At 63.5% G+C, this 18,696-nt stretch carries 21 protein-coding genes and 1 pseudogene; 9 read left to right on the forward strand and 13 right to left on the reverse strand.

Annotation, left to right across the window (positions count from 1 at the left end):
* Window positions 1-165: a hypothetical protein gene (locus tag ASH04_RS27005; RefSeq protein ID WP_167326471.1), complete on the reverse strand. Its 165-nt coding sequence runs from the start codon at window positions 163-165 to the stop codon at window positions 1-3.
* The gene (locus tag ASH04_RS19950) at window positions 162-2,045 is read right to left on the reverse strand and encodes a hypothetical protein (RefSeq protein ID WP_057474346.1); all 1,884 of its coding nucleotides are present in this window, start codon (window positions 2,043-2,045) and stop codon (window positions 162-164) included. Before ASH04_RS19950 ends, ASH04_RS27005 begins: the two co-directional genes overlap by 4 nt.
* 135 nt (window positions 2,046-2,180) lie before the next feature.
* Between ASH04_RS19950 and ASH04_RS19955 the strand changes: the two genes are divergently transcribed.
* A complete protein-coding gene (locus ASH04_RS19955; RefSeq protein WP_156394614.1) occupies window positions 2,181-2,975 on the forward strand; it encodes a hypothetical protein in 795 nt (264 codons plus the stop codon).
* Here the strand turns inward: ASH04_RS19955 and ASH04_RS19960 are convergent, their stop codons facing one another.
* Window positions 2,976-3,383 carry a hypothetical protein gene (locus tag ASH04_RS19960; RefSeq protein ID WP_045841083.1) on the reverse strand — a complete coding sequence of 136 codons (408 nt, stop codon included), beginning with the start codon at window positions 3,381-3,383 and terminating at the stop codon, window positions 2,976-2,978. It abuts the gene before it with no gap.
* A 184-nt stretch (window positions 3,384-3,567) separates the two neighbouring features.
* On the opposite strand from ASH04_RS19960, the gene ASH04_RS19965 reads away from it, so the two are divergent.
* Window positions 3,568-4,707 carry an alpha/beta fold hydrolase gene (locus ASH04_RS19965; RefSeq protein WP_057474348.1) on the forward strand — a complete coding sequence of 380 codons (1,140 nt, stop codon included), beginning with the start codon at window positions 3,568-3,570 and terminating at the stop codon, window positions 4,705-4,707.
* Here ASH04_RS19965 and ASH04_RS19970 read toward each other — a convergent pair whose 3' ends face one another.
* Entirely contained in the window at window positions 4,708-5,250 is a 543-nt protein-coding gene (locus ASH04_RS19970) for a MarR family winged helix-turn-helix transcriptional regulator (RefSeq protein WP_057474349.1), read from the reverse strand. It lies immediately after the preceding gene.
* A 74-nt stretch (window positions 5,251-5,324) separates the two neighbouring features.
* Here ASH04_RS19970 and ASH04_RS19975 point away from each other — a divergent pair, with 74 nt between their 5' ends.
* Window positions 5,325-6,047, forward strand: coding sequence for an SDR family NAD(P)-dependent oxidoreductase (locus ASH04_RS19975; protein ID WP_057474350.1), 723 nt, complete (start codon window positions 5,325-5,327; stop codon window positions 6,045-6,047).
* Here the strand turns inward: ASH04_RS19975 and ASH04_RS19980 are convergent.
* Entirely contained in the window at window positions 6,044-7,807 is a 1,764-nt protein-coding gene (locus tag ASH04_RS19980) for a 2-isopropylmalate synthase (RefSeq protein WP_082519351.1), read from the reverse strand. The two genes, ASH04_RS19975 and ASH04_RS19980, sit on opposite strands and share 4 nt — an antisense overlap.
* A gap of 51 nt (window positions 7,808-7,858) precedes the next feature.
* Here ASH04_RS19980 and ASH04_RS19985 point away from each other — a divergent pair, with 51 nt between their 5' ends.
* Window positions 7,859-8,539 carry a FadR/GntR family transcriptional regulator gene (locus tag ASH04_RS19985; RefSeq protein ID WP_057474352.1) on the forward strand — a complete coding sequence of 227 codons (681 nt, stop codon included), beginning with the start codon at window positions 7,859-7,861 and terminating at the stop codon, window positions 8,537-8,539.
* Window positions 8,540-8,654: 115 nt separating this feature from the next.
* Complete coding sequence (locus ASH04_RS19990) at window positions 8,655-9,602, forward strand: bile acid:sodium symporter family protein (protein WP_235580053.1); 948 nt, start codon at window positions 8,655-8,657, stop codon at window positions 9,600-9,602.
* Here ASH04_RS19990 and ASH04_RS19995 read toward each other — a convergent pair.
* Together ASH04_RS19995 and ASH04_RS20000 are read right to left on the reverse strand one after the other, a co-directional pair.
* Window positions 9,589-9,969, reverse strand: a complete 381-nt coding sequence (locus ASH04_RS19995) for a VOC family protein (RefSeq protein ID WP_032367016.1) — start codon at window positions 9,967-9,969, stop codon at window positions 9,589-9,591. The genes ASH04_RS19990 and ASH04_RS19995 overlap by 14 nt on opposite strands.
* 42 nt (window positions 9,970-10,011) lie before the next feature.
* A complete protein-coding gene (locus tag ASH04_RS20000) occupies window positions 10,012-11,082 on the reverse strand; it encodes an NAD-dependent epimerase/dehydratase family protein (RefSeq protein WP_057474353.1) in 1,071 nt (356 codons plus the stop codon).
* A 105-nt stretch (window positions 11,083-11,187) separates the two neighbouring features.
* Between ASH04_RS20000 and ASH04_RS27010 the strand changes: the two genes are divergently transcribed.
* The 4 genes from ASH04_RS27010 to ASH04_RS20015 all read left to right on the forward strand — a co-directional run bounded on the left by ASH04_RS27010 (window position 11,188) and on the right by ASH04_RS20015 (window position 15,534).
* Window positions 11,188-11,340, forward strand: coding sequence for a hypothetical protein (locus ASH04_RS27010; protein ID WP_196248994.1), 153 nt, complete (start codon window positions 11,188-11,190; stop codon window positions 11,338-11,340).
* 73 nt (window positions 11,341-11,413) lie between these two features.
* Entirely contained in the window at window positions 11,414-12,466 is a 1,053-nt protein-coding gene (locus tag ASH04_RS20005; protein WP_032371767.1) for a YihY/virulence factor BrkB family protein, read from the forward strand.
* 214 nt (window positions 12,467-12,680) lie between these two features.
* On the forward strand, window positions 12,681-13,325 hold the full coding sequence (locus ASH04_RS20010; protein ID WP_162247554.1) for a GAF and ANTAR domain-containing protein: 645 nt from the start codon (window positions 12,681-12,683) through the stop codon (window positions 13,323-13,325).
* A gap of 70 nt (window positions 13,326-13,395) precedes the next feature.
* Entirely contained in the window at window positions 13,396-15,534 is a 2,139-nt protein-coding gene (locus ASH04_RS20015) for a catalase (protein ID WP_057474354.1), read from the forward strand.
* A 2-nt stretch (window positions 15,535-15,536) separates the two neighbouring features.
* Here ASH04_RS20015 and ASH04_RS27320 read toward each other — a convergent pair whose 3' ends face one another.
* The 6 genes and pseudogenes from ASH04_RS27320 to ASH04_RS20035 all read right to left on the reverse strand — a co-directional run bounded on the left by ASH04_RS27320 (window position 15,537) and on the right by ASH04_RS20035 (window position 18,653).
* Window positions 15,537-15,752 carry an ankyrin repeat domain-containing protein gene (locus tag ASH04_RS27320; protein ID WP_235580054.1) on the reverse strand — a complete coding sequence of 72 codons (216 nt, stop codon included), beginning with the start codon at window positions 15,750-15,752 and terminating at the stop codon, window positions 15,537-15,539.
* Between the two features lie 2 nt (window positions 15,753-15,754).
* The gene (locus ASH04_RS27325; RefSeq protein WP_235580055.1) at window positions 15,755-15,943 is read right to left on the reverse strand and encodes a hypothetical protein; all 189 of its coding nucleotides are present in this window, start codon (window positions 15,941-15,943) and stop codon (window positions 15,755-15,757) included.
* Window positions 15,944-16,023: 80 nt separating this feature from the next.
* Complete coding sequence (locus tag ASH04_RS20025) at window positions 16,024-16,527, reverse strand: hypothetical protein (RefSeq protein ID WP_032392152.1); 504 nt, start codon at window positions 16,525-16,527, stop codon at window positions 16,024-16,026.
* Between the two features lie 21 nt (window positions 16,528-16,548).
* Window positions 16,549-17,760: a GMC family oxidoreductase gene (locus ASH04_RS20030; protein WP_032406097.1), complete on the reverse strand. Its 1,212-nt coding sequence runs from the start codon at window positions 17,758-17,760 to the stop codon at window positions 16,549-16,551.
* 93 nt (window positions 17,761-17,853) lie between these two features.
* Window positions 17,854-17,964: pseudogene (locus ASH04_RS27610) on the reverse strand (NAD(P)-binding protein); the annotation flags it as partial.
* The gene (locus ASH04_RS20035; RefSeq protein WP_057474355.1) at window positions 17,961-18,653 is read right to left on the reverse strand and encodes a carboxymuconolactone decarboxylase family protein; all 693 of its coding nucleotides are present in this window, start codon (window positions 18,651-18,653) and stop codon (window positions 17,961-17,963) included. The gene ASH04_RS20035 and the pseudogene ASH04_RS27610, both read right to left, overlap by 4 nt.
* Window positions 18,654-18,696 lie beyond the last annotated feature (43 nt).

Raw genomic sequence — 18,696 nt, forward strand, 5'->3', positions numbered from 1 at the left:
TCAGTGCTCTCCTTCTTGTTCGAGTTTCTCTGCGCGCTCCGCCCGGCGGTCCTTCCTGACCACGTACAGCACCGCGGCCACGATGATCAACGCAGGCGCGACCGCCGGAATGGCCAGCACCACAGAATGATCGGCGAGATAGACGACGTCGGATGCTGCCGTCATACGGAGCTCGAATCCAGCGTCCTGCGTGACACCGACGCTCCCGGGGTCTCGGTACTGATGCGCACTGCGCCCCATGACAGAGCCCAGATCAATGCCAGAGTGCAGACGAGCACAACCAGTGATGCGGCACCGAACAGCCACGCCGGGTGATCGAAGCTCCGCTCCCGCTGCAGCAGCGCGGTCTCGCTCTGCAGCTGCCGTGTGAACTGGGCGTCGGCCGAGACCTCGGATGCGCCGATGCCGGGATCGGCCGCCATGAAGATCGGTGTTCCCGTCAACGTTCGACCGTCCTGGATACGCAGGAACGTCTTCCACGTTCCGTGCGCCGGTACCGGACGGGTCGACTGATACATGCCGGGCCCGGTCCGTTCGAGACGATCGACGACCAGACCACGAAGAGTGTCACCGGCTCCCTGCCATGCCAGGATCGCCACCCACTCGGGGTCGTCGGACACCAGATCGGCCGGATCGAGACGGACCGTCGCCGTCACCATGCGGCCACCGTCCTGCGGCGCGGCATCGGCGAGAGTGACCGTCGCCGTTGCGTTTTCCGGTACGTCGATCATCAATCCGTTGGCTGTCGCGCCGCCGAGGACGAGCACCAACGCGACGACGATCGTGCGCCGGACGGCAGGTGCCGGCAGCCCGTCCCCGCTGAGCAGTTGCGCGAACAGTCCCGCCGTCAGCCCACACATTACGCCGACGGGTACTGCCATCGCGAGTGCCTCGACCCACATCGACGTCGGCCACGGGTAGACGAATACCGCATCGATCCACAACGATTCGAGCCACAGGCCCACGGTTGCGGCAGCGAATCCAGCGAGCATTCCGAATCGAAGTCTGTGCACCACGATCGGAGTGAGACCGACGAGTTCGACCACCACCGCGATCCCGAGGAACAGCGCGAAGACGTTGTGCGGTTCACCCAGAACGGGACCGACGACGAATGCCGTCAGCTCACGAATGACGGCGGCGAATGCGACGACGAACAGAGTCGCGCCCCGTCCCACGACCAGTCGTGCGGCGACGAGTGCGAACGCGCCGGCACCGACGATGAGCATCGGTTGGAACACCAACCGGAACTGCTCGACTCCGAAGTCGAATTCGATCTGGAACACCGACAGTCCGATGAGGAGACCACCGAAGGCGCTGGCCTTGAGAATCCAGGACAACACCGAGCGTCTGGGCCCCTGCGCAGTCTCGTCCACCTCGTCGGGGGACGTCTGCTGTGCGGCGGCGAGCGCCAGTCTGCCTTCGTGCTCGAGCAGCAGGACTCCGATGAGAGACAGTCCGGCACCGCCGATGAGCATCAGGTGAGTCGGCCCCCACAGCGTGACGTCCTGGCCGAAGATGCGGTGCCAGATGTCGTCCAACGGAAAACCGATGAGCGCATACAGACCACTGCCCGCGATCAGCAGACCGCCGGTGGGCGCGTACCAGGTGCGGGTGATCTTGACGGCCGCACGACCGGGCTTCTCGTCGAGCGGCAGGATGATCGCAAGCGCGCCCGCGATGAAGAGGAAGAACAAGCCGACCAGGATGAAGTAGTGGGCCGGGTTGGCCAGTGGTCCCTCGTCGCGCCCTCGTCCGATGTGCAGGCTGACGTCCCAGATGAACCCGAAGAATGCCGTCAGGATCGTCGAAACGAACAGGACGAGCGGCAACGCCGCCCAGCCGGGCAAGTTCAGTTTCGATCCCGCGTAGTCCGCCAGCCTCGCCAACCACGTGATGCGGCGAGTGCGGTGCATGAATGCCAGGTACAGCAGAAACAACGACACGACGGCCGCGGCTGCCGTCATACCGAAGACCTGATCCAGCGCCGCGCCTCCGCTTTCCGACTGAGCAATGACGTTACTCGTCGTCACACTTACATTGACCATAGCGAGAGTATGGACCACAGGCCGCCGTTTCGGTGAACTTCGGGACAATCGGTGGCCCGCTGCGCCTCGATCTAGTCCTACAGAGTGATGTGCGCCCGGCCCCACGATGATTGACTCTCGTCCGTGAGTCACCCAATGAGTGAGCCCCTCCACCGCGGCCGCTGGTCGATCGTTCTGTTGGCATGTGCAGGGGCATTATTGGTAGCCGCGTTCGTTCTCGGACCGGCCGCTCTGCTGCGCGGAACTTATCCCCAGTTCCAGGATCAGTCCGCCATGGGCGAGCTGCTGGGCCGCGGATTGGTCGAGTACTGGGGCAGCGGCGTTCGCACCTTTCCGCCCGGGTTGGCGGAGATGGTGGATTACTGGTTCGCGTGGCACGCCATCAAGATCGTCATCTCGGTGCTGTTGACCGCCGTTCTGGGCCTGCTGGCAGCGACGCTGTGGAGGCGATCTCTGACTGCCGGCATGGGTTACGTAATCGCTGCGAGTACTTCGACCGTGCTGTCACTGTTTTCGGTGTTCGTGGCCGTGATCAACATCCAGTCGACGGTCGCTCCCGTCGTCGCGCTGCTTCCGATGCTCTCCGACGACAACGCGGACGGCAAGGCGGCGCAGTCACTGATCGACAACGGTGTGCAGAGCGGAGATACGAGGCCGCCTCTGCTCGAGCTGCTCACGCAGGTCGAGCACTACAACTGGGCGGTGATCGTCGCGACGGGTGTGGTGATCGCCGTTGTCGGTGCCGGAACCGTGATCGCGTTCCGTCGGTACGCGGCGACGGACACGACAGACGCTGCTCACCGTCGAATGTTCGTCACCCTCGGTTCACTCGGCGCGCTGATGACGATCGGGATGGCGCTGCTCTTCGTAGCTGCCGTCGTGGCGGTCGTCGATCCGGGAGACGCGCTCCTCGGATCAGTCGGCGTGTAACTACTGCCGGCTGCGGTCGCGGGCACGCGCGCGGAATTGGCCGATCGCGAGGATGGTCAACGCGACCCCCAACAGGGTGAGGGGGATTTGGGCGCGGGGCGCGTCGATATCGAGTACGAGGATCTGCCACACCACCCACCCGATGGTCACCAACCCCACGAACACGACACACGTCGGAGCGTCGTACGCATCGACGAGTACAGCAGCAACCGAGATCAACGATCCGAGTCCGAGAAAGATCAACACGAACAGCCCGGAGATGCGGTAGTCCCAGGTATGCCACGCAGGGAGCATGTCGACATCCAAGCCCAGCGACCGCCCGGTGGGGTCGGAGGTCAACGACATTCCATTGAACGTTCCGGCTGCACCCAACAGGATCAGCAGTGCCACCGTCGAGAGCTTGTTCACGGTGACGTCATGTTTTGGTCGTCCTTCGGTTGCGGCCGCACCCCGGCGTAGTTGTCGATTCTGCCAGAACAAGTCCGATTGGTCTCGTTCTATTCAGACCAGTTTCAGCTGCGCCCCTGTGTACTCTGCCTGCGGGGCGGGTTCGGGCAGAACGTCGCCATGGACGGTCGAACCGAAGGAAGCCATGAAGATTCGCACCATCTTGATTCTGCCTGCAGCGGTGGCAGTGTTCGGCGGCGCGGGACTTCTCACCCCCATCGCCGACGCGGCACCGGCAACGTCCATCGATGTGCTTCCGCGGCTGATCGACGGTGCCGCAGCGGGTTACGCACTGTCCTACGCAACCACCGACGAGCACGGGCGCGCCGCGATTGCCCGCGGACAGGTCTACCTCCCCTCCGGCACACCACCACCGGGAGGATGGCCGGTCGTGTCGTGGGCCAAAGGGACCGTCGGCGTGGGTGATTCATGCGCCATGAGCACAGCACTCGACGACGGGGCCGCCGAGGACCCCATGGCCGTCGCACTGTCCAAGCCCCTGCTCACCCAGCTGCTGCGAAGCGGCACAGCCGTTGTCTCGACGGACTACATCGGACTCGGAACCACCGACGCCCACCATTACCTGAACAGCATCTCGGAGGCGAACGCCGTCACCGACATCGTCAGCGCTGCCGCAGACGAACTTCCCGAGCTGTCGCGCACCTGGGTTGCCGCCGGACACTCTCAGGGCGGCGCAGCAGCACTCACCACCGGGGCTCGCGCCGACATCTACGGAGAACGGTCGGACTTTCGCGGGGTGATGTCGTTCGCACCGTCGTCGAACCTCGAAGCCGTCCTTCCGCTGCTCTCTCCCACCACTCCTCGCATCGCACCACTCGACAACATCACGGCCACTCTGATCTACGTCCTGTACGGGCTCAGGGATTCTCGGCCGGATCTCGACGTGAACAGCTATCTGAGCGAACTGGGGCGCGACTACCTGGCGCATGCAGAGGACAATTGCATCAGCGACCTACGACAGAAGGCCAGTGGCGTTGCACCACAACAGCTCCTCGCTCGATCGCTCTCCGACCCCACCATGACCTCGGCTATCCGCGACTACCTATCCGTGCCGACCACCGGTTACACACGGCCAGTGACCATCGAGCAGGGGCTTGCCGATACCGTCGTGCCGCCGGCTCTGACGACCGCCCTCGCGGCGGAACTGGTGGCACAGGGCATCGGCGACGTGACCTACCTGCCTGTACCCGGTGCCACTCATTACGACGTCATTGCCGCAACCGTCGACGACGCCCTGCCCCGAATACTCGACATGTTGCGCTGATCAGCCACCGACATGCGGTGGACGACGATCACTGCCGAGCACGTCATGCATTTCCCCGAGCAGTCGTCGCAGTAGCGATTCCAACTGCTCTTTCTCCCGAGCAGTGAGGTTCTCGAGCAGCTCCGCCTCCCGTCCCAGTACCTCGTCCACGAGGCGTTCGACTGTGCGATGGCCGGATTCGGTCAGTTCGACGTCGACCTGCCGTGTTCCATCGGAACGGGGATGACGGACGACCAGACCCTGCTGCTCCGCACGATCGACGCGTTGGGTGATCGCCCCAGCCGTGACGAGCGCCGCGCCGGCGAGATCCCTGGTGCTGAGACGGTACGGAGGCCCGGCTCGGCGAAGCGTCGACAACAGATCGAGGATGGCCGAGTCGGCTCCGGACTGCCTCAGCAGACGCGACCGATCGTCACCGAACAGCTTGGCTACGTGAGCAATACGAGTCACGATGGCAATCGAGTCGACCGGCGTATCCGGGCGCTCCTTCGTCCACGCCATCGCTATCGCGTCGATGGGATCATCCGGATCGAGATCGGTCACTGTTCGCTCCCCGCTGTCATGTGCTGTAGCTTCGTTTAGGTCTAAACGAAGTCTACAACGTCGAGGAGATCGAAGTGACACGAACAGTCGTGGTAACCGGAGGCGGCACCGGCATCGGACGCGCGATAGCAACCCGCTTCGCAGAAGACGGTGCGCGCGTGATCATTACAGGCCGACGGCAGACCGCTCTCGAACACGCCGCCCGAGACATTGCCGGAAACGTCGAAGCGACTTCGGTCGATGCAACCGATGCAGAGGCCGTGACGGAGTTCGCAGCAGCAGTCGGGCCGGTCGACGTACTGGTCAACAACGCCGGCGGCAACACCGACTTCGACCGCACACCGCCGAACGGCCTGAGCGACATTGCCGATTCGTGGCGAGCGAACTTCGAGTCCAATGTGCTCACGGCCGTCCTGATGACCACCGGCCTCCTTCCGCGAATGAACGACGGTGGTGCGATAGTCACCATCGGGTCGATCGCCGCAGACAAAGGATCGGGCTCGTACGGCGCGGCCAAGGCCGCCATTGCGTCGTGGAACATCGACCTCGCACGGCAACTCGGTTCGCGATCCATCACCGCGAATGTTGTTGCACCCGGCTACATTGCCGACACCGAATTCTTCCGCGACGTCCTGACCGACGACGCGAAGGACGGTATGGCCGCATCCGCCATGACCGGACGCGCCGGAGCACCACGGGACATAGCCGAGATGGTGGAGTTCTTGGCCTCCGATCGCGCCCGTCAGATCACCGCCCAGACATTCGCCGTCAACGGCGGTGAGTGGCCGTCCCGCTAGGTCGACGCGTTGGCCGCGCGAAGGACCGCGTCGAGGGTGGCGGACAGGACGGAGCGATCGATCCCTGCCGCCCATCGAGACCCAGTGGCAGTGCGATATTCGAGCATCGACACCGCATCACTGTCGTTGCCGGCTCGCACACTCGTCTGCGTCAGACCGAGGATGTCCACGTGCCTGCCATGAGCAGACAACGCGTCGACGAGTGCCTCGACGGGTCCGACTCCCGCGTGTGAAGACTCGAAGGACGTGCCGTCGATCTTCAACGTGATGCAGGTGTCGGCGGACCCGTCGTCGTCGTGAGAGTCGAAACCGATCAGGGTCACGCCGGGTTCGGCGACACCGATGTACACCTCCTGGAAGACGTCCCAGAGTTGCTCGGCCGACAGTTCGGTGCCGATCGAATCCGTGCGGGCCTGCACATGCCGGGCGAGGTCGATCTGCAGGCGACGCGGAAGTTCGATGCCGTAGTTGGTTTCGAGGAGATAGGCGATACCTCCCTTGCCCGATTGCGAATTCACCCGAATGACCGCGTCGTAGGAGCGACCGATGTCGCTGGGGTCGATCGGTAGGTACGGCACCCGCCATTCGATGTCGCGCTCGGAGCGGCCTTCGCTCAGCGCCCGAGTGCGATGCTCGACGAAACCCTTCTTGATGGCGTCCTGGTGCGTACCGCTGAAGGCGGTGTGCACGAGGTCGCCGACATACGGATGCCGCGGGTGAATCTCGAGCTGGTTGCAGTATTCGACGGTGCGTCGAATCTGATCGATGTCGGAGAAGTCGATCATCGGATCGACACCCTGAGCGTGCAAATTCAATGCGAGAGTGGCGATGTCGACGTTTCCGGTGCGCTCGCCGTTACCGAACACGCAGCCCTCCACCCGTTGCGCCCCGGCCAGGACAGCAAGCTCGGCGCAGGCAATGCCGGTCCCGCGGTCGTTGTGTGGATGCACCGACAGGATCACGCTGTCTCGTCGCGCAAGGTTGTCGTTCATGTACTCGATCTGGTCCGCATAGACATTCGGCGTCGCGACCTCCACTGTGGCAGGCAAATTCAGGATGACCGGCCGCTGCTGCGTCGCGTCCCACAGCGTCGTCACTGCATCGCAGACATCGAGGACGTAGTCGGGTTCGGTGAGATTGAAGACCTCGGGTGAGAACTCGAATCGCACGTTGGGCAGGTCGCCGGCAAGTTCGAGAACGTCGGCTGCGCCCGAAAGTATCAGTGAGCGAAGCTCGTTGGCCTCCCGGCCGAGCACGACCTCGCGCCACGTAGGAGCCGTGGCGGTGTACATGTGGATCACGACGTCGTTGGTGATTCCGCGGATCGACTCCACGGTTCGCTCGATCAGGTCGCGTCGAGCCGGGGTGAAGACGACCACGGTGACGTCGTCGGGTGCCAGATCGGTGTGTGCCAGCAGCCGCACGAAATCGAAATCGGTCTGCGATGCCGAGGGATACCCGACTTCGATTTCCTTGTAGCCCATCGCAACCATCAACTCGAAGAACTGTTTTTTGCGGGCAGGATCCATCGGCTCGGGCAACGCTTGGTTGCCGTCGCGCAGATCGACCGGCACCCACAGCGGCGCCTCGGTCAACCGTCGCTCCGGCCAGCGACGCCGGGTCAGCGGAATGTCGACCTTGGCGTAGACGTCACGGTAACGATGCGACGGCATCTGGGAGTGCCGCTGCTGATTCCAGGTGGGCGCGCCGGCGGGAACGGGTCCGGCGGGAGTGGACAGAGTGGGGAAATCTGTACGCATGCGAGCAATGTAGCATCACTCCTCAGACAAGCTGAGGAGTAGTCTTCGTTTGTGACCGCGATACGCCGAACCTCGTTGGCCGATCAGGCCGCCGAACTGTTGCATGCCAAAATTCAGTCCGGTGAGTGGCCGGTCGGCACCAAACTGCCAGGTGAAACCACCCTTGCCCCCATGTTCGACGTCGGCCGATCGACGATGCGCGAGGCCATCAGACAACTGGCGGGGCGCGGAATTCTCGTCACCCGGCAGGGATCCGGAGTCTTCGTCGAATCGCTCGACGAGGCGCGGACGGACTGGGACAGAGTTCTCCAGCGCTCACACATCACCGTCGTCCTCGAGGCCCGCCTCGCCATCGAAGGTGAGGCAGCAGCTCTCGCCGCAGCCCGACGCACTCCCACCGACCTCGACGCCATCCGTAGCTCACTCGAGCTACGCAACACCGCCCGCGCCGACGCGGTCGTTCTGGTGGAGGCGGACATGGCTTTTCACCGCGCCATCGTGGTCGCGTCGCACAACGACATCCTGCTCGAACTCTTCGACTCCATGGCCCCACGGCTACGGACCGCCATGATCGACATGCTGAAGATCAAGGGCGCGTTCGGAGAGGACGCAGACCACGACGCCCACACGCACGTCGTCGAGGCAATCGCCGCACGCGATGAGCAACGCGCACACACGCTCACCCGCACACATCTGCTGGAGTTGTCGACGACCATCGCGCCACCGACGTGAGCACCGGCCGGTCAAGGCTTTTCGGCTACTGGAACAGTCCGAGTACAGAATCGGGCTAGACTTCCGACGCCTCGACCACCACCTTTGGAGTCTCCACATACCCCAGCTGAAGACCGTGAGCGAATTCACCGGCAAATGGTTTGCCCTGATCGTCGTCGCGGCGGGGGCTCTGGCCTTGATCACCCCCGACACGTTCAGCGGCGGGACACCCGCGGTTCCGTGGTTGTTGTCGGTCATCATGCTCGGCATGGGAATGACGTTGCGGCTCTCCGACTTCGCCGTGGTGGCACGCCGCCCATGGGCACTGCTGCTCGGCGTCGCAGCGCAGTTCATCGCGATGCCGCTCCTCGGTCTCGGTATCGCGAATGTCCTGGGTCTGTCCGCTGCGCTCACTGCCGGGATGGTGCTGGTCGGCTCCGCCCCCGGAGGTACGGCGTCGAACGTGATGGTCTACCTCGCCAAGGGTGACACCGCACTGTCGGTGGCGATGACGTCGGTGTCCACACTCCTCGCGCCCATACTCACACCACTGCTGGTTCTATGGCTCGCCGGCGAATACCTGCCGGTCGATGCAGGCGGATTGTTCGTCTCGATCCTGCAGATCGTGCTGGTACCCGTCGTACTGGGAGTTGTACTGCGACTTCTGTTCCCGAAGATCATCGATCGTATGCTCGACGCCTTGCCGCTCGTCTCGGTCGCCGGAATCACCGCTGTGGTTGTCCTCGTGGTGTCCGCCAGCGCGCCGACCCTGCTGTCGATCGGTGCCCTCATCGTCGTTGCCGTCGTGCTGCACAACTCGCTGGGCCTCGCGGTGGGCTACGGAATCGGTAGGGCATGTGGACTCGATGTCGCCAGCCGTCGTGCGATCAGCATCGAAGTCGGTATGCAGAACTCGGGCTTGGCAGCGGCACTGGCCTCAGTACACTTCTCACCCGCTGCAGCACTCCCCGCGGCGATCTTCTCGGTGTGGCACAACGTATCCGGATCGCTGCTGGCCAGCTACTGGTCCAGACGGTCGACGGGTGCCGATCACCGCCAGGACAGTACCGTCATACAGGACTGAGTCTTGGACGCAGCAAACAGAATTCGTTGCCTTCCGGATCCGCCAGCACGTGCCACGATTCCTGGCCGGTTTGGCCGATATCCACTCGTCGGGCACCGAGAGTGAGCAGTCGTTCGAGCTCGGCGTCCTGATCTCGATCGGTTGCATTGACGTCGATGTGCAGTCGAGGTTTCGCCGGCTCGGGATTCTCACTGGGGATGAAGATGATGGTCGGCTGCGAGCCGCCGAAACCGTCGCGCGCACCGATCTCGACGGAACCGTCACCCTCCCTGTCCAATACGACGAAGTCCAACACCTCACACCAGAACGATGCCAAGGCCTCGGGATCGCGACCTTCGAGTACCAATTCACTGATTCGACATGCCATGGGCGGGAATTTACACCTGCCCCGGCGTCGAACATGTCCTGTTCACGGCCTTTTCGCGCGAGAAATGAATCCCCGTCGACCGAACGCTCGCAGGCGGTCCTTCGCAGTACGCGAGCGCAGGGACGTGGTGGACGCACCCGCGTTGTCGCACATACCCCGAATGACCTCTCGGGCCACGTCCGGACCATCGATTCGCGGAGTCCAGTCCAGGTCCCGTCGAGCGCGGTCGGTGTTCAACATCGGGGTGGCGAACGCGAGATCGACCCAACCGTGATGCACTGCGGACACGTGGGTCTCGAAGCCGAGGCGCGCAGCAGCGGACAACACCCGAGAGGGCACGGGCACGATGCGCGCACCGAACGCGTCGGCCACGTCGTGGGCTCGCACGGGCGTCGGGCCGCCGAGGTTGTAGGGCCCGGTTGCACGCCCATCCAGAACTCGCACAATGGCATCGGCGACATCGTCGCTGTGTGCGGCGGGAACGGCGAACGACCTGTCGATGGGCAGGATCGGCAGATGATCGACGATTGCCGACGGCACGAGATCGGGCAGGGCGTAACGCAACAGCGCACTCCCGAACTCGTACTGGCCGATCAGACCCGGCCTGATTCGAGCGACCGCGACGTCGGGATGTGCTGCCTCGAACTCGTCGAGCACATCCTCGGCGGCAGCCTTGTCCATGCTGTAGGTCGACGAAGACACCCCCGTTCTCGGCCACGACTCGTCGACCTTTTCGCCGTAGGACCCTGGTGCGTACACCCCGCCGGAAGACATGTGCACCAGATGGGGAACTCCTGCGTCCGCACAGGCCGTTGCCACCGTCCGCACTGCATCGACGTTGACTGCCCGCAGATAATCGCGATCACGCATCGGCTGGAAGGCGATGGCCAGATGAACCACTGCGTCTGCGCCGCGGCACAACGCGCGTAGCTCGTACGGTGCGTGTTCGCCGGTGAGATCCAGCGGAACCCAGTCGACCTGCTCGGCAAAAGGATTGAGGCTCGGCGGACGCCTCGCTACGGCGAGAATGGAATTGCCCGGATGCTCGTCGGTGAGCCTTCGTAGCAGGGCGGTGCCGACATTGCCGGTCGCGCCGATCACTACAGTTCGCATCTCTACCTCCGAAAATCGACCACAGTCGAAGTGCCCCCTGCACTTCGATCGAAACCACACTGGCTCAGGAGTTTGAGCCGCCATTCTCCCGGGCATCGAATAACCATGACTGAAAACAACGAACCGACCCTCGACGACGTCATGATCCCCACCGAGGAAGCTCACCCCGACCACAAAGAGCACGCCAAGACGCCGAAGCATCTCGACGACAACGACCTCGAGTCGCGTACCGAGCACGAGCGCAACGAAGTGAACTGACGACGCATCGAACGACCGTCATGGCGGTCCCATTTCCCGGTTTCCGGGGAAAAACCCCGGGTATGCGACCGCCATGGCCGATTCAGCAGCATCACCCGCACCCACCGAGGCAGATCCGGATGACCCGCGCAAAGCGGACTCTCCCGCCGATCTGACCAAGCCGTCGTGGATCTATGTTCTGAAGAAGACTGCCCGTGAGTTCTCCCGGGATCAGTGCACCGACCTTGCAGCCGCGTTGACCTATTACGCCGTGCTCTCGCTCTTCCCCGCCATCCTGGCCATCGTGTCGTTGCTGGGCGTGTTCGGCCAAGGACAGGCCACGGTCGACGGCGTCCTGCAGGTCGTCGGCGATCTCGGCCCGCAATCCGCTGTCGACACGTTGCGTCCGACCATCGAACAGCTCGTCCAAGCGCCCACTGCCGGGTTCGCGTTGATCATCGGTATCGCAGGCGCACTGTGGTCTGCGTCCGGCTACGTCGGCGCATTCGGCCGCGCGATGAACCGCATGTACGAGGTGGACGAGGGACGGCCCATCTGGAAGCTGCGCCCCGTGATGCTTCTGGTCACGCTCATCGCCTTGACCCTGATTGCGCTCGCCGCCGTCATGCTGGCCATCAGTGGCCCCGTGGCCAAAGCTGTGGGCGACGCCGTCGGACTGGGCGACACCGCACTGACGATCTGGAACATCGCACGGTGGCCGCTGGTTCTGATCGTGGTGGTACTCGCGGTCGCGATTCTGTACTACGCAACGCCGAATGTGCAGCAGCCCAAGTTCAAATGGATCAGTTCCGGTGCCGCGGTCGGCATCATCGTATGGATTCTCGCCACCGTCGCATTCGGTTTCTACGTCGCCAACTTCTCCAGCTACAACAAGACCTACGGCTCCCTCGCCGGAGCCATCGTGTTCCTGCTGTGGCTGTGGATCACCAACTTGGCCTTGCTGTTCGGTGCCGAACTGGACTCCGAACTCGAACGCGGCCGCCAACTCCAGGCCGGCATCGTCGCCGAAGAACGCCTGCAACTGCCGCCCCGAGACACCCGGGTCTCGGACAAGAACGACGAAAAGGATGCGCAGGCTGTCGAGGAGGGTCGCAAATTGCGGGAGGAACACAACCGGACTCCGTGAACATCCCGGACGCCACCGACCGATCGATGAAACAGATCCGCGGGGTGCGCTGATCCGGTGTGGCGGTTCGATTGACACAGAGAGGCAGGGCAACGTGGCCGAGGAAGAAAATACGGAAGAGTCCCGACGCGCCCACGCCCCGGACTCCGATAGCTTCAGCGCATCGATGTACGGACACCATCTGGAGGGGGTTGCACGAGTCAGCAAGAGGTGTGTGACCGACGCCGGCGTGGATGGAGCCGCGGTCGCCATCCTCACCGACGATGCCGATGCTCGGGATCTGCTGTACGCCACGAACTCCGAAGCTGCCCGCATCGACGAGCTCCAATTCACCACCGGTGAGGGCCCCTGCATCGATGCCTTCGTCACCGGGGTGCCGCAACTGCACCCGAACATCGGTCACCGGCCCGATACCACGGGATGGCCATCGTTCGCGTCGGAAGTTCTTCAGGAGCTCGGCGTGCACGGGGTATACGCGTTCCCATTGTTCAGTGGCGGCGCTCGACTCGGCGTCCTCGAGCTCTACACCCAGAAGTCCGGAACTATGACGGCACAACAGATCACTGCTGCCCAGGCCGCAGCCTCGACCCTCGGTGACATCGTCGTCAGTGAAGTCGCAGCCCGACCGGACTTCTTCGACGAGTCGACACTTCGCCCACCCGACGGCCCATTCCGCTTCGCTCGGTCCGACATCAACATCGCAGTCGGTGTGTTGGCCGAACGTCTGCATGTGTCGCTCGACGAGGCAACCGCGCGGCTGCGTGCCCGTGCCTACGCCGATGCCCGCTCGATCTCCTCCCTCGCGTTCGACATCGTCCGCGGAGACGGCTTGTTCTACGACGACCCGGGGAGCGCGTGACATCGAAGCCCACCGTCCATCGGCCACGAACGTCCGAGTTGACAGCTCCCACAACGAAAGAAGGCCGAACATGCCACCCATCCCTCGCCCGGATCAATCGTCGCCGGCACCCAACGGCCCGACCGGAGCTCGCGATACGAGAGCCCAAACCGGTGATTTCCTGACGACTGCGCAAGGCGTACGTCTCCCCGACACCGATCATTCGCTCAAGGCGGGCGATCGCGGCCCGACGTTGCTCGAGGACTTCCACCTCCGCGAGAAGATCACCCACTTCGATCACGAGCGAATTCCGGAGCGCGTCGTGCACGCACGCGGTGCCGCCGCACATGGAACGTTCGAGTCCTACGGGTCGGCGAAGACCGTGACCAAGGCAGGATTCCTGGCCCAGAAGGGCAAGCGGACACCGGTTTTCGTGCGATTTTCGACCGTTCTCGGATCGCGTGGTTCCGCCGACACCGTCCGCGACACCCGCGGTTTCGCGGTCAAGTTCTACACCGACGAAGGAACCTTCGACCTGGTCGGAAACAACATGCCCGTCTTCTTCATCCAGGACGGCATCAAGTTTCCCGACATCATTCACGCCGGCAAACCGCAGCCCGATATCGAACTGCCGCAAGCTCAGTCGGCACACGACTCGTTCTGGGACTTCGTCTCGCTGCACACCGAGGCAACTCATCACGTCATGTGGAACATGAGCGATCGCGGTATCCCGCGCTCGTATCGCACGATGGAAGGCTTCGGCGTCCACACGTTCCGCCTCGTCGCCGAGAACGGCGAGACCAGGCTCGTGAAATTTCATTGGAAGCCACTCGCCGGAGTGCATTCACTGGTGTGGGAGGAAGCCCAGATCGCAGCGGGCGTCGATCCGGACTTCCATCGACGCGACATGTCCGACGGCATCAAGGCCGGTGCCCCACTGGAATACGAATTCGGAATCCAGGTCATGCCCGACGACGGCACCGAGACCTACGAGGGCATCGATCTGCTCGATCCCACGAAAATCGTTCCCGAAGAACTGGTTCCGGTGCAACCCATCGGCAAGCTCACCCTCGACGCGAACCCCACGAACTACTTCGCCGAAACCGAGCAGGTCGCGTTCCACACGGGCCACCTGGTGCCGGGCATCGAAGTCACCAACGACCCGCTGATGCAGGCGCGTCTGTTCTCTTACCTGGACACCCAGATCACGCGTCTCGGCGGCCCCAATTTCTCGCAACTGCCGATCAACCGACCGCATGCACCTGTCAACGACATGCTGCGAGACGGCATGCACCAGAACGCCGTTCACACCGGCCTTGCCCCGTACCTCAGCAACTCCGTCGACGACGGAGAACCAGCGGTAGCAAGTGAGAAGGACCACGGTTACGTGCAGACCGAACGCCTCATCGAGGGACGCGCAGTACGAGCGAATCCCGCATCCTTCGACGACCACTTCACCCAGCCCACCATGTTCTATCGCAGCCTCAGTGCGGTCGAGCAGGATCACCTCGTCGAGGCATTCACGTTCGAGCTGGGCAAAGTGTTCGAGCAATCGATCAAGGAACGTGAACTCGAGGTTCTCTCGAACGTCGATGCCGACCTGTGCGAGCGCGTCGCCGCCGGCCTCGGCCTACCCGCACCCGTCGGCACACCCGCTGAGGACGTATTGCTCTCCCCCGCACTGTCTCAGATCGTCGAGGCTCCGGGACCGATTGCCGGACGAAAGATCGGCGTCATCGCCGACGCCGGATCGGACCTGTCCGGAATCGGCAAGCTACGGACGGCAGCCGCGCGCCGCGGTGCCACAGTGCACGTCATCGCTGCGGCCGGCAGCATCCTCGGCAAAGGCATGCGCACTCAGGTGGTCGAGCGAACATTCCTCACAGTTCGTTCGATCGAGTTCGACGCCTTCGTCGTCGCGGGCGGAACGACGCCGACGAACGACATCAAGCTGATCCTGCTGCTGCAGGAAGCATTCCGTCATTGCAAAGCGATGGGTGCCTGGGGCGACGGAGCGGCACTGCTCGAGCAGGCCGGAATCGGTGCCGACGACGCAGGCGTCGTCATCGGCGAGACAGCGGTGAAAGCGTTCAACGACGCGTTGCTCGCTGCGGTCGGATTGCACCGGGCCTGGGATCGTGCCCCCGCGGTGATGGCGTCGAACATCCCGCCTTCGGTCCCCGACAAGCCTGCTCGTAAGCGGGCAGCCAAGGCCAAGGCAAGGAAGTAGGGCTACCCCGACTGGGGCTCGGTCAGCATCGCTGCCATGTCGTCCAACTCGAAGTACTGGGCGATTGCGTGCGCCGATCGAGCCCCGGCTGCGGGGTCCGCGCCTGCCTTCAGCAACATCCTCACAATGGGCGTCGACCGACGAAACACCGCGGCCGCCAACGCTGTTTGACCGTTGTCGTTCACGCGATCCACCGCAGCCCCCAGCGTCAGAAGCATGCTCACCGCACCTGGTTGTACGTGATCGCCGCCAGAATCAACAGTGTGTCGCCCTTGTCGTTGGTCAGGTCGACGGACCCTCCGGCCTCGAAAAACGACTGCAACCACGAGGCGTCACCGCTGCGCGCGCAATCGAATGCATGCCGAAACACAGCCAGAACATCGTCGTCCAGAACATTGTCGTCGTCCACCAACACATGATTCCCCGAGCGACGAGATTCAACCGAGGCATCGTCCGATCCAAGTCGACGGTGAACGGCACGCGTCGTGGTCACCGGTCCAAAGTGAAGTACATCAGCGTGATGCGTCGCCGCATGACAGTGAGGTACATCGCGGCAATGAACACCCCGGGCCCCATCGCAGCTGCTTCGCCGGTGATGAGCCGAACCGGCCGAGGGTTCGTACGCTGGTCGTAGTCCAGTGCTGCGTGGTGCCCGTCCTGGGCGGTCGTGATCGCGAAGTCACCGAATGTGCGGGGTCGTCGGCGACCGATCCACAGGTTGGTTCCAGTGTTGCCGTCGAATCTCTTGCCGCGCCATATCGGGCGCGCGAGCATCGCGACGATGGAGGTGATCGGAGTGCGCAGCATGCCCGGAAGTCGTTGCAGAGCAATCAAAGACACTATTCTTCCGGTGTAGTCGCCGGCAAGGACGACGGGTGACGGCGAGGCGTTCATCAGCGACGCCAGATCGGCGAAGCCGAGACCGTCACGAGATGTCGGTATCGGAGCAGTGGCGTCGACGAGGCTGTGCAAGCGAATTGTGTTGTCTTTCATCGGATTCTCCTGACAGGTGTTCTAGAGCCCAGAGGTTTCTGGGCATCGGTGGATCTGGTGGCTGATGCGTTCGGCCATTGCGGCGATGGTCATGGCGGGCGGAATGCCCGGCGCGGACGGCAGTATCGACCCGTCGGCGACGAAAAGTCCGGGATAGTTGTGAACCTGCCCGGAGGTGTCGACCACGCCGTTCGTCGGCGACTCGGCCATCGGTACTCCACCGAGTGGGTGGACCGAAGCCAGACGCGTGCTGCCGCGACCGAAAGGCGCATTGACGATCGTGCGTTTCGCCCGGTAGCCCGACGCGATCGCCGTGGCGTGCTCGGCGAGTCTCTCGAACAATTCGGAATCGTCGTCGCGGTTGGTGCCGAGGTGAAGATTGCGCCCGTCGTAGGTGGCCTCCGACGCGATACGGTCCGCGCCCATACCGATCAGCAGGGCAGTTCGTGGCAGCAATCTCGCCACCGCGGCGGACGGGGCCATGTGGTGCAGGCGAAGCCCCACCTCGGCAGTGAGGAAATCACGTCGGCCCTCCGCGGTCAGATACGCAGTGATCGGCGGTCCTGCAACGGAATCGACTCGCTGCGCGGTCCGATGAACCACGGTCACCATGTCCCCGTTGGGGGTGAAGCCACGTCCCAGGGCGGAGCTGACAAGGGGCAGCGTTCCGAGCCGGTCGCGAGCGTCGAACAGGAGCCGCATCGTTCCCAGCGTTCCCGCCGACAGGATCAATCGAGGTGCAGATTCGACATAGCTGCGACCGCGTTCGTGGTCTCGGTACCGCACCTGCCATCCGCCGTCGGGTGTCTGCGACATGGCGACGACCTCACTCATGGCCCGCAACTCGGCTCCGTGACGCAGCGCCATCGGCAGGTAGGTCGTTCCCATCGTCGCCCTACTCGGTTTGCCATGGGGATGGCTCGTGAGAGCCAGATCGGGAAAATGCACCGGGCCCAGTCCCGCTGCGGTCACGGCGCGGTCGAATGCGCGCGCCTTCTGCGGAATCGGCGCAACCGGACGTGGGGCGAGCATTGTTCGGACCGCGTCGATATGTGGCCGCATCTCGGCTGCGTCGATGCAGTCGGGGAAAGCGTCGAGGTAGGCGTCCGGTGGTGGCACCTGCATGTCGGTGTAGACGAGAGATCCGCCGCCGACCCCGCTGGACACCACACAGGTCAACCGGTCGAACTGATGTAGCTCGTACAGTCCGTGACGGCGGACTCCGACAGACATACTGCGTGACCGAGTGGAATATCGGATCCCTCGCACCATATGCAATGGGCCCGTCCGACCCGATGCGGGAACCCGGTCGCCATCCCACCATGCCCCACGTTCGAGAATCAGAACCCGGTGGCCGCCTTCTGCCAGTCGTGCTGCAGTGACCGCACCGCCGAATCCAGACCCGACGACTATGGCGTCCCACGTGGGCTTCGTCATGAACCCACACGACCGTTCACGCTGCCCTGCGCGGTGAGAGCACGACCGTCGAATCGATCGAACTCGTGCCACACCTTCTTCGGGGACACCCGCCGTCGCAGTGCCAACGACAACGCCGAGACAACGGCCCCGACCAAGTAGGTTCCCCCGACAATCAGTTCGTCGACCACGCGACTTCCCGGTACCGAATGCCCGCGCATCCGGCGAATCAGCGCTTCTGCGGTATTGCCGGATACGTTCAGCAGCGTCATGACTCGAACGACGGTATCGAGGTCACGGATTCGCTGTGGGCTGTACCGGTTTTCCATCCGACGTTCGAGGGCCTCGTCAGCACGACCGAGACCGTTCGCCGCTCGGCTCTGCGCCCACACCACCGCGATCAAGACATCGTCGGTCGCGTCGGCCGGATCTAAGCCGACCAGCCGCGCCAATCCGTCGCGGTCCGCGCCGGAGGTGATCGCGGCATCGTCGTGCATGAAAGCGCAGAACTTGCAGTCGTTGACCATCGCAACGGCGAACATGACCTGCTCACGCAGCAGCGGGTCGACGCCAGTCGGTGTCCAGACGGTGACAAGGCTGCGTCCGCGCCTGAGAAGAGTGCCGACATCACGCGTCATGGCGGCCGCAGTGAACGTGCGTTTACGGAAAGGGGGCACTACGTCGGTGTGCCGACCGGGTTGAGCTGCCATGTTCGCCACTTCCTTCGATCGATGCGAAGCGCAATGTAATCAC

The organism is Rhodococcus sp. Leaf233 (assembly GCF_001426165.1).
GTDB classification, from domain to species: Bacteria; Actinomycetota; Actinomycetes; order Mycobacteriales; family Mycobacteriaceae; genus Rhodococcoides; species Rhodococcoides fascians.

What these genes read in the sequence shown, in the direction of transcription:
- ASH04_RS20035 (WP_057474355.1), bottom strand. Translation starts at nt 18,653, where the DNA reads ATGGCAGCTCAACCCGGTCGGCACACCGACGTAGTGCCCCCTTTCCGT.
- ASH04_RS19950 (WP_057474346.1), bottom strand. Translation starts at nt 2,045, where the DNA reads ATGGTCAATGTAAGTGTGACGACGAGTAACGTCATTGCTCAGTCGGAA.
- ASH04_RS27005 (WP_167326471.1), bottom strand. Translation starts at nt 165, where the DNA reads ATGACGGCAGCATCCGACGTCGTCTATCTCGCCGATCATTCTGTGGTG.
- ASH04_RS19980 (WP_082519351.1), bottom strand. Translation starts at nt 7,807, where the DNA reads ATGCGTACAGATTTCCCCACTCTGTCCACTCCCGCCGGACCCGTTCCC.
- ASH04_RS20000 (WP_057474353.1), bottom strand. Translation starts at nt 11,082, where the DNA reads ATGCGAACTGTAGTGATCGGCGCGACCGGCAATGTCGGCACCGCCCTG.
- ASH04_RS20005 (WP_032371767.1), top strand. Translation starts at nt 11,414, where the DNA reads ATGGCCGATTCAGCAGCATCACCCGCACCCACCGAGGCAGATCCGGAT.
- ASH04_RS27320 (WP_235580054.1), bottom strand. Translation starts at nt 15,752, where the DNA reads ATGCTTCTGACGCTGGGGGCTGCGGTGGATCGCGTGAACGACAACGGT.
- ASH04_RS20030 (WP_032406097.1), bottom strand. Translation starts at nt 17,760, where the DNA reads ATGTCTGTCGGAGTCCGCCGTCACGGACTGTACGAGCTACATCAGTTC.
- ASH04_RS19995 (WP_032367016.1), bottom strand. Translation starts at nt 9,969, where the DNA reads ATGGCATGTCGAATCAGTGAATTGGTACTCGAAGGTCGCGATCCCGAG.
- ASH04_RS27010 (WP_196248994.1), top strand. Translation starts at nt 11,188, where the DNA reads ATGACTGAAAACAACGAACCGACCCTCGACGACGTCATGATCCCCACC.
- ASH04_RS20025 (WP_032392152.1), bottom strand. Translation starts at nt 16,527, where the DNA reads ATGAAAGACAACACAATTCGCTTGCACAGCCTCGTCGACGCCACTGCT.
- ASH04_RS20015 (WP_057474354.1), top strand. Translation starts at nt 13,396, where the DNA reads ATGCCACCCATCCCTCGCCCGGATCAATCGTCGCCGGCACCCAACGGC.
- ASH04_RS19965 (WP_057474348.1), top strand. Translation starts at nt 3,568, where the DNA reads ATGAAGATTCGCACCATCTTGATTCTGCCTGCAGCGGTGGCAGTGTTC.
- ASH04_RS19955 (WP_156394614.1), top strand. Translation starts at nt 2,181, where the DNA reads ATGAGTGAGCCCCTCCACCGCGGCCGCTGGTCGATCGTTCTGTTGGCA.